Below are 8504 nucleotides of genomic sequence, written 5' to 3'. Positions count from 1 at the left end.
ACGGTGTTCATGGGCGATTTCCCGCTCATGACGCCCAAGGGCACCTTCATCATCAACGGCACCGAACGTGTCGTCGTCTCGCAGCTCGTCCGCTCACCTGGGGTCTATTACGAGCGTAGCGTCGACAAGACGTCCGACAAGGATCTCTATGGCTGCAGAGTCATCCCGTCACGGGGTGCCTGGCTGGAGTTCGAGATCGACAAGCGCGACAGCGTCGGTGTCCGTATCGACCGTAAGCGCAAGCAGGCCGTCACCGTGCTTCTCAAGGCACTGGGCTGGACCAGCGAGGCGATTCTGGAGCGGTTCGGCCAGTACGAGTCGATGCGCGCCACGCTGGAGAAGGACCACACGGCCGGCCAGGACGACGCGCTGCTGGACATCTACCGCAAGCTGCGTCCGGGTGAGCCGCCGACCAAGGAGTCGGCGCAGACCCTGCTGGAGAACCTGTACTTCAACCCCAAGCGCTACGACCTGGCCAAGGTCGGTCGCTACAAGATCAACAAGAAGCTCGGTGTTGATTCCGCGATCACTCAAGGCACTCTGACCGAAGAGGACATCGTCTCCGCGATCGAATACATCGTCCGGCTGCACGCGGGCGAGGAGTCGATGTCGGGCACGGACGACCGCGAGGTCATCGTCGAGGTCGACGACATCGACCACTTCGGCAACCGCCGCCTGCGCAGCGTCGGCGAGCTCATCCAGAACCAGGTCCGCCTGGGCCTGGCCCGCATGGAGCGCGTCGTGCGCGAGCGGATGACGACCCAGGATGTCGAGGCGATCACGCCGCAGACCCTGATCAACATCCGCCCGGTCGTGGCGTCCATGAAGGAGTTCTTCGGCACCTCGCAGCTGTCGCAGTTCATGAATCAGACCAACCCGCTCGACGGGCTGACGCACAAGAGGCGTCTGTCCGCGCTGGGTCCTGGTGGTCTGTCGCGTGAGCGGGCCGGTTTCGAGGTTCGTGACGTGCACCCGTCGCACTACGGCCGGATGTGCCCGATCGAGACGCCGGAAGGCCCGAACATCGGCCTGATCGGCTCGCTGGCCTCCTACGGGCGGATCAACGCCTTCGGTTTCGTCGAGACGCCGTATCGCAAGGTCGTCGACGGCAAGGTGACCGAGCAGATCGACTACCTGACCGCCGATGAGGAAGACCGTTTCGTCAAGGCGCAGGCCAACACGATCCTCAACCCTGACGGCACGTTCGCCGACGCGCGGGTCCTGGTCCGTACCAAGGGTGGCGAGACCGAGCTGGCGCGGGCCGACGAGGTCGACTACATCGACGTGTCGCCGCGCCAGATGGTGTCGGTCGCCACCGCGATGATCCCGTTCCTGGAGCACGACGACGCCAACCGCGCGCTCATGGGCTCCAACATGATGCGTCAGTCGGTACCACTGCTCAGGAGTGAAGCGCCCCTGGTCGGTACGGGGATGGAATACCGGGCCGCGACCGACACAGGCGACATGGTGAGTGCCGAGAAGGCCGGCGTGGTGCAGGAGGTCTCCGCCGACTACATCACGGTCTCCAACGACGACGGTACGAGCACCACCTATCGGGTCGCCAAGTTCAAGCGTTCCAACCAGGGCACTTCGTTCAACCAGAAGCCGATCGTGGCCGAGGGCGACCGGGTGGAGGTCAACCAGGTCATCGCCGACGGTCCGTGCACCGACAGCGGTGAGATGGCCCTGGGCAAGAACCTGCTGGTGGCGTTCATGCCGTGGGAGGGTCACAACTACGAAGACGCGATCATCCTGTCCCAGCGGCTGGTCCAGGACGACGTCCTGTCCTCGATTCACATCGAGGAGCACGAGGTCGACGCCCGCGACACCAAGCTGGGGCCGGAGGAGATCACCCGGGACATCCCGAACGTCTCCGAGGAGGTCCTGGCCGACCTCGACGAGCGCGGCATCATCCGCATCGGCGCCGAAGTAGTGAACGGTGACATCCTGGTCGGCAAGGTCACGCCGAAGGGCGAGACCGAGCTGACGCCGGAGGAGCGGCTGCTGCGCGCGATCTTCGGTGAGAAGGCCCGCGAGGTGCGGGACACCTCGCTGAAGGTGCCGCACGGCGAGCAGGGCAAGGTCATCGGGGTGCGGGTGTTCTCCCGTGAGGAAGGCGACGAGCTTCCGCCCGGTGTCAACGAACTGGTCCGCGTGTACGTGGCCCAGAAGCGGAAGATCAACGATGGCGACAAGCTGGCCGGCCGGCACGGCAACAAGGGCGTCATCTCCAAGATCCTGCCCGTGGAGGACATGCCGTTCCTGGAGGACGGCACCCCGGTCGACATCATCCTCAACCCGCTGGGCGTGCCCGGCCGGATGAACGTCGGCCAGGTGCTGGAGACCCACCTCGGCTGGATCGCCGCCCGCGGCTGGGACATCTCCGGCGTCCAGGAGGCCTGGGCCGAACGGCTACGTGACAAGGGCTTCGAGAAGGTGGCCCCGCGCACCAACATGGCCACCCCGGTCTTCGACGGCGCCCACGAAGAAGAGATCGTCGGCCTGCTCAACAGCACGATCCCCAATCGTGACGGGGATCGGATGGTGCAGCGCAGCGGGAAGGCCCAGCTGTTCGACGGGCGTAGTGGGGAGCCGTTCCCCTATCCCATCGGCGTCGGCTACATGTACATCCTGAAGCTGCTCCACCTGGTCGACGACAAGATCCACGCACGTTCGACCGGCCCGTACTCCATGATCACCCAGCAGCCGCTCGGCGGTAAGGCCCAGTTCGGTGGCCAGCGCTTCGGTGAGATGGAGGTGTGGGCTCTGGAGGCCTATGGCGCCGCCTACGCCCTTCAGGAGCTGCTGACGATCAAGTCCGACGACGTCCTGGGCCGCGTGAAGGTCTACGAGGCGATCGTCAAGGGCGAGAACATCCCCGAGCCGGGAATCCCCGAGTCCTTCAAGGTCCTCATCAAGGAAATGCAGTCGCTGTGCCTGAACGTCGAGGTGCTCTCCAGCGACGGCATGTCCATCGAGATGCGCGACACCGACGAGGACGTCTTCCGCGCCGCGGAAGAGCTCGGCATCGATCTGTCCCGGCGTGAGCCGAGCAGCGTCGAGGAGATCTGACGCCTTACGGCTCCTTACGGCTTCTGGGCGCCTTGTAGCTTTGGGCGCCCAGAAGCGTCTTGCGGCTTTGGGCGCCCAGAGCGTCTTGCGGCCTTGGGCGCCCAGAAGCGTATTGCGACATCCCGCCGATCGACATCCGCTACCTGAACGAGCCGGACCCGACCAGGCCGTTCGGGCTGCCTTCCACTGACCATCAGAACCATTTTGGTCAGTTTGTCGTCTAGAGTGATGAAGGACGCGACAGGAAGGGAGCCGTCATGGCGGGCACGGTCAGACATGGGCGGGCGCTGGTGGTCGGGCTGGGGATCGCGGGCATCGCCACCGCGCTGCGGCTGCGGCAGGTGGGCTGGGAGCCGGTGCTGGTGGAGCGGGCCGCCGCGCGCCGCTCGAGCGGCTACTTCATCATGCTGTTCGGCGCCGGGGTCGCTTCGGCGCGGCGGCTGGGCGTGCTGGACGCGATCGGTGACCGCACCCCGCAGCCCGCTCCGTACGAGGTGAACCGGTCCGGGCGCCGCCGCAGCCCCGGCGTGAGCCCGGCCGGTCTGCCCGGCAAACCCCGGGTGGTGCTGCGCGGCGACATCGAGCAGGCACTGTTCTCCGCGCTGCCGGACGATGTGGAGATCCGCTACTCGACCGTGCCCGCCCGAATCACCCAGAACGACTCCGCAGCCGAGGTCACCCTGCACGACACCGCCTCTAACACCATCGTCACCGAGCGCTTCGCCCTGGTGGTGGGCGCCGACGGGATGCGCTCGACCGTACGCAAGCTCGCCTTCGGCCCCGAGGACTACCTGCATCCGCTGAACTACATGATCGGCGCCACCGTTCTGGACAAGCCGATCCAGGGCATCGACCAGGACCAGGGCTTGACCCTGGCCGAGCCCGGACGCTCGGCATGGATCTTTCCCTTCTCCGACCACGCTCCGGGCCTGTTGTTCTCCTACCGCACCGACAACATCGACGCCGAGTTCACGCGCCCGCCGATCGAGTCCGTCCGCGCCGCCTTCGGCCCGCAACCCCCCGGACCCGTGCTGGAGAAGTTGCTCACGGCGTTCGAACAGGCCCCGAACCATCTGTTCGACTCGGTGAACCAAGTCAAGATGCCGCGCTGGCACCGCGGCCGGGTCGTCCTGGTCGGCGGCGCCGCCTGGTGCGTGACCCTGTACGCGGGCATGGGCGCCTCCAGCGGCATCGCCGGCGGCGAGCTGCTCGGCACCATGCTGCAGCGCCACCCGACAGACGTACCCGGCGCCCTGCGGGCATGGGAGGCTCAACTGCGGCCGTTCATCCACACCGAGCAGGACAGCGCGCTGACCACGCGTAGGCTCTTCACGCCCCACGACCGCAAGGAACAGATCATGCGCACCCTGATGCTCCGCCTCATGCGGGCGGGCATCGGGCAGGTCATGGGCAAGACAATGAACGGCGCGGCCATGAACAACAAACAGCTCGACGTCGCCGCCGTGTGACCCCGACTCCAGAGACCACGAAAGTAAAGGACAGCCCAGGTGAGCAGCCAGCTGATCGAGCGCCACTCGCGCAAAGCCGCCCGCATCCTGGACAGCGCACGCGAGCTGGTGCTCGACCACGGCGTACGGAAGGTCACCGTCAGCGAGATCGCCCGGACGGCCGGGGTCGGCAAGGGCACCGTCTACCTGTACTGGCCCGCCAAGGAAGACCTGATCCTCGGATTGTTCGCCCGCGAACTGCTCACCTTCCTGGATGAGATCATCACCCGCATCGCCGCCGACCCCGCCACCGTGCTGCCGCGCCGCCTGGCCCCACTGCTGATCCGCACCGGGCAACACCTTCCCCTGGCACGCCGCGTGCAAAGCGGCGACGCCGACCTGCTGCGGCTGCTCACCCAGCAGGCCGGCGACCGCGAGCTGTTCGCCCGCACCACACCCAGCGCCCTGTGCGAGACGGGTATGCCGATCCATCACCGCCACGGACTGATCCGCGACGACCGTCCCCTGCCCGACCTGACCTACACCGTGCACGCCGTGCTGACCGGGTTCGGCGCCGCCATGTCCGACCCGGCCACCGCCCCCCTCGGCATCGACCCTGACCAGGTTCTCGCCGACACCGTGGCCCAGCTGCTCGAACCCGCCGTCGCCCCCAGCGACTCAGCCATCGCCGCGGCCGCCGAGGAGACCCTCATCGTCCTTCGCCAGATCCAGCAGGCGATGCTGGAGCTCATCGAGCGCAGCCAGGTCACCGGAGAATGACCGCTCCGCGGCACTACTAGATCATCCGAGCAACGGGAACTCGGCGTGTTGGTGCCAGCGGCTGCCGTCGCTGACGAACAGACTGACCGACGACATGTGGGCAGTGACCGGCAATCGTGGGGTGATCGCGGCTTCCACCTCGTGGAACACCTGGGCCTGCTGGCCGTGGGCGACCGTCAGGTGCGGGATGACGTCCGCGAACTGTCCGCCGTACGGTGGCGCTTCCGGCCACCGTGCCGCGACGGCCTCGGTCAGGGCACGAAACGGCTGCTCGGGCGTCGGCGCGAGGTAGAGCACGTCAGGGAAACGTCGGCACTCGTCGAAGCGGACGGCGAACGGGCTGTGCTCGCCGATCAGCGCGGTCAAATCGTCCATGACCGCGGGCCCGATGCGATCGATGTCGAGGAAGGGGAAAAGCACCGTCACATGCGCGGGAATCCCCGCACTCGCGGAGGAATCGAGACGCCGCCGCCAGGGCCCGACCAGCGGCTCTGCTTCCCGCACCGCGGCCAGCAGAGCCGTCTCGCCTACTCGGTACTGTCCTGAAGCGTCATCCGACATGGCCGGATGATCTCGAACTACTCGGCAGGTTCGCCACCCATATTCCTCCCACCGCCCGCCTCAGCGGCGTGCGCCGTGCCAGCCGCGTACGAAACGCTCCCGACCTTGGCCTAGAGCGGTGCTTGAGACCTGTCAGCTCGTGAATCCATAGGTCGATGGCCTGTTCGGGAGCTGCCACTGCTGGTCGGGGTTACCGTGGCAGTCCCAGAGCACCAACCAGGTGCCGTTGGTGGTGCTTCCTCTGTTGGCCAAACCGACGCACTTGTCAGGGGCGGCGAGGCTGCGGATGGCGTAGACGTTGCCGCTGACATTGGCGAACTTCCACTGCTGGTCGGGGTGCCCGTGGCAGTCCCACAGCACGAGCGGCGTGCCGTTGTCGACGCTTCCGCCGTTGGCCAAACCGACGCACTTGTTGGTGCCGGCGCGGCTGCGGATCGAAGCGTCGGCGTTGCCATGCCAATACTGGTCGACATGATAATGACAGTCCCACAGCACGAGCAGCGTGCCGTTTTCGACGCTTCCGCCGTTGGCCAGGCCAATGCATTTCGCGCTGCTACTGGCATTACTGCGAATGTAGGTCGACGGGTACTGGTCGGCGTGGGCGGCGGTCGCCAGCCCGAACGTCAGGGCCAGCGCGGCGGGGATGGCGAGCAGTGAACGACGCACGATTTCCTCCGAAAGCCAGGGAAGTTTTCTGTCACGACTGTCGCCTGACCAATGGCGGGAGGGGCATCCCCAGTTTTAGGGGGTGGCTGGCTGGTCAGCGGCCGGTCGATCCGTCGATCTGTTCGCGGAGGATGTCGGCGTGGCCGGCGTGCCGGCCGGTCTCCTCGATCATGTGCGCCAGAACCCATCGCATCGATGGCGCCGGCCCTGGGCGCGAGGGTCGCGGGGCGGGAAGGGTCAGGTCTGGGCAGGCGTCGATGACCTGGTTCGCTCGCTCGACGGTCTTCCGGTAGTCGGCGAGTACGCCGTCGACGGTGTCCTCCGCGGACGGCCGCATGGTCGCGGGCCAGTCGCCGGCATCCTCACCGAGGAAGTAGAACCGTTCGACGAAAGCCAGATGCTTGACCAGCCCCAGGAGGTTGGTGCCCGAGGGCACTCCGGCCGTACGGACCTGCGGTTCCGGCACGCCCGCGACCTTGTCCGCGATCGCGTTCCGAAGATAGTCGAGGAAGCCCCGCAGGGTGGCCTTCTCGTCGGCGCCGGTCCGCGGCGGTGTGGTGTCCTTCATCCGTGTTCTGGATCGCTGCATCGAGTCACTCCACTGTGGTTCGTTGGACGAGCAGGATGTTGTCGATGACGGTCGCGGTCTCACCTGCGGGTCCGGTGGCTTGGCGGCGGGGCATGTCGGCGCGCAGGACCGACCAGTGCGCGGGGTCGAGATCGAGTTCGGCCGCGATCTCGGTGGGTGTGGGGTAGTGAATGTCGGGGTCCTGGTTCCATGACCAGGGCGCGGTGGAGCCGTGGTCGACGATCAGCAGCAGACCACCGGGGCGCAGGGCCTGTGCCGCGGTGCGCAGGACTTGGCTGCGGAGCAGCGGGAACGGGGTCTGGAAGTACTGGGCGGAGATGAGATCGAACTGGCCGGCCGGGAAGCTTCTGGCCAGATCGTGCTGTTCGGCGGCGACCCGGTGCCGGATGCCGAGATCGCGGGCGCGTTCCCGTACCCGCTCGACGGCGGTGGTGGAGATGTCCACGGCGGTGACGTGCCAGCCCTGCTGGGCGAGCCAGATGGCGTCGCCGCCGGCGCCGCAGCCCAGATCGAGGGCGGCGCCGGGGCGCAGTGGTGCGGCGGTCTCGGCGAGCAGCGGGTTGACGCGTGCGTCCCAGGTACGCCGGGTACGGTAGTGCCGCTCCCAGAACAGCTCGGCCTCCTCGTCCGTCGCCCCCTGGTCGCCCGTGGCGGGTCGTCGGCGTCGGTTGGAATCCATGTGAGTTGCCCCTTCGTCAGTCGTGATGGCGCCGGTGATGTACGACAGCATCGCCACCGCCGCTTCCCGCTTGCAAGAAAAGTTGCGGATCCGCATTATCGGGAGGCATGGACAACCCCGCAGAAGACGTGTTGGCCGGAGTCGGGCCTCGTCTACGCGCCCTGCGCAAAGCGCGGAGCACCACGCTGGCGGCGCTGGCCGACGAAACCGGCCTCACCGCGAGCACCCTGTCCCGCCTCGAGAACGGCAAGCTCCGACCCACGCTGGAGCAGCTACTGCCGCTGGCCCGGGCGCACGGCGTCCCGCTCGATGATCTCGTCGCGGCGCCGCCCACCGGCGACCCGCGCATCCACCTGCGGCCCGTGCGACGATCCGGGCTGGTGATGGTGCCACTGACCAGGCGGGCCGGTGGCATACAGGCGTACAAGGTGATCTATCCACCCGCCGGCCGAGCGCCCACGATGAACCTGCGGACCCACGAGGGATACGAGTGGTTCTACGTCCTCAACGGACACGTCAGGCTCGTGCTCGGCGAGCAGGAGTTCCGGCTCGGCGTCGGCGAGGCCGCAGAGTTCGACACCCACGTACCGCACTGGATCGGCAGCGCCGACGGCCGGCCCGCGGAGGTGCTCACCCTGTTCAGCGCGCAGGGTGAACGCGCCCATCTGGCACCGGCCAGGCCTTCGCAGGGATGAACCAGTTGTGCTTT

At 67.2% G+C, this 8504-nt stretch carries 8 protein-coding genes; 4 read left to right on the top strand and 4 right to left on the bottom strand.

Annotated features, from left to right (window positions below; translation table 11 throughout):
- From rpoB to AB0B64_RS57595, 3 genes are all read left to right on the top strand, one after another.
- Positions 1-3072: DNA-directed RNA polymerase subunit beta (gene rpoB / locus AB0B64_RS57605; RefSeq protein WP_358204649.1), on the top strand; the 3072-nt coding region annotated here is incomplete at its 5' end.
- A gap of 257 nt (positions 3073-3329) precedes the next feature.
- Positions 3330-4541 carry an FAD-dependent monooxygenase gene (locus AB0B64_RS57600; protein ID WP_358204643.1) on the top strand — a complete coding sequence of 404 codons (1212 nt, stop codon included), beginning with the start codon at positions 3330-3332 and terminating at the stop codon, positions 4539-4541.
- Between the two features lie 39 nt (positions 4542-4580).
- A complete protein-coding gene (locus AB0B64_RS57595; RefSeq protein WP_358204638.1) occupies positions 4581-5300 on the top strand; it encodes a helix-turn-helix domain-containing protein in 720 nt (239 codons plus the stop codon).
- 21 nt (positions 5301-5321) lie between these two features.
- Here the strand turns inward: AB0B64_RS57595 and AB0B64_RS57590 are convergent, their stop codons facing one another.
- From AB0B64_RS57590 to AB0B64_RS57575, 4 genes are all read right to left on the bottom strand, one after another.
- Positions 5322-5861, bottom strand: a complete 540-nt coding sequence (locus AB0B64_RS57590; RefSeq protein ID WP_358204631.1) for a 2'-5' RNA ligase family protein — start codon at positions 5859-5861, stop codon at positions 5322-5324.
- 132 nt (positions 5862-5993) lie between these two features.
- Complete coding sequence (locus AB0B64_RS57585; RefSeq protein WP_357954980.1) at positions 5994-6527, bottom strand: RICIN domain-containing protein; 534 nt, start codon at positions 6525-6527, stop codon at positions 5994-5996.
- A gap of 94 nt (positions 6528-6621) precedes the next feature.
- Positions 6622-7116, bottom strand: a complete 495-nt coding sequence (locus AB0B64_RS57580; protein ID WP_358204621.1) for a DinB family protein — start codon at positions 7114-7116, stop codon at positions 6622-6624.
- A gap of 4 nt (positions 7117-7120) precedes the next feature.
- Positions 7121-7795 (bottom strand): class I SAM-dependent methyltransferase, encoded by a 675-nt coding sequence (locus AB0B64_RS57575; RefSeq protein WP_358204616.1) that lies wholly within the window; start codon positions 7793-7795, stop codon positions 7121-7123.
- A gap of 107 nt (positions 7796-7902) precedes the next feature.
- Between AB0B64_RS57575 and AB0B64_RS57570 the strand changes: the two genes are divergently transcribed.
- The gene (locus AB0B64_RS57570) at positions 7903-8490 is read left to right on the top strand and encodes an XRE family transcriptional regulator (RefSeq protein WP_357954974.1); all 588 of its coding nucleotides are present in this window, start codon (positions 7903-7905) and stop codon (positions 8488-8490) included.
- Positions 8491-8504: the final 14 nt, after the last annotated feature.

It is taken from the genome of Nonomuraea sp. NPDC049129 (assembly GCF_040648495.1).
In the GTDB taxonomy this organism is placed as follows: domain Bacteria; phylum Actinomycetota; class Actinomycetes; order Streptosporangiales; family Streptosporangiaceae; genus Nonomuraea.
The sequence above is the reverse complement of the archived record's forward strand: the minus strand, read 5'-3'. Positions and strand labels throughout refer to the sequence as shown.

Excerpts from the sequence above, each read along its gene's own strand:
- AB0B64_RS57575 (WP_358204616.1), bottom strand. The coding sequence starts at position 7,795 with ATGGATTCCAACCGACGCCGACGACCCGCCACGGGCGACCAGGGGGCG.
- AB0B64_RS57570 (WP_357954974.1), top strand. The coding sequence starts at position 7,903 with ATGGACAACCCCGCAGAAGACGTGTTGGCCGGAGTCGGGCCTCGTCTA.
- AB0B64_RS57580 (WP_358204621.1), bottom strand. The coding sequence starts at position 7,116 with ATGCAGCGATCCAGAACACGGATGAAGGACACCACACCGCCGCGGACC.
- AB0B64_RS57600 (WP_358204643.1), top strand. The coding sequence starts at position 3,330 with ATGGCGGGCACGGTCAGACATGGGCGGGCGCTGGTGGTCGGGCTGGGG.
- AB0B64_RS57590 (WP_358204631.1), bottom strand. The coding sequence starts at position 5,861 with ATGTCGGATGACGCTTCAGGACAGTACCGAGTAGGCGAGACGGCTCTG.